This window comes from Neisseria sp. P0021.S007 (assembly GCF_051956855.1).
In genome coordinates, this window is sequence record NZ_JBQCXA010000564.1 from 1 (window position 1) to 675 (window position 675).

A 675-nucleotide genomic window follows, 5' to 3' on the forward strand; every position below is an offset into this window, starting at 1 on the left:
CACATAAAGGAACAGAAAACATGTTAGCCATCATCGGCGGCAGCAGCCTGACCAAGCTGCATGAACTGAGCATCACCGACCGTAAAATCGTCCGCACCCCCTACGGACTGACCAGCAGCCCTGTCTTAAGCGGCAAACTGGGCAGTCAGGACATCATCTTCCTCGCGCGGCACGGCTTCGGCCATACTGTCGCGCCGCATGAAATCAACTACCGCGCCAACATCTGGGCGTTGCATTCCATAGGTGTGGAATACATCGTCGCCGTTTCCTCCGTCATCAGCATCAACGACCGCTTTGAAAACGGCGCGCTCGTCCTGCCCGACGATTTGATCGACTACACCTACGGTCGTAAAGACACCTTTTTTGAAGGACAGGAAGAACCGGTCGTACACACTGATTTTCTCGACCCCTACACCGCCGGACTGCGCGAAAAAATCGTCGAACACGCGCAACAGCACCAAATGCCTTTATACACCCAAGCCGTTTACGGCTGCCTGCAAGGCCCGCGCTGGCCGACCCGCGCCGAAATCCGACGTTACCGCCGCGACGGTGTGGACGTATTGGGCATGACCGGAATGCCCGAAGCCGTCCTCGCCCGCGAACTGGGCATAAAATACGCCCACTTTTGCGGCATCACCAACATCCGCTGCCTCAGCGGCGAAGCGACAGATACAG

At 57.3% G+C, this 675-nt stretch carries 1 protein-coding gene; it reads left to right on the forward strand.

What is annotated here, in order from left to right; genetic code table 11:
* Positions 1-20 precede the first annotated feature (20 nt).
* The coding region (locus tag ACTHUR_RS14650; RefSeq protein WP_440399315.1) for an S-methyl-5'-thioinosine phosphorylase at positions 21-675 on the forward strand (655 nt) is incomplete at its 3' end.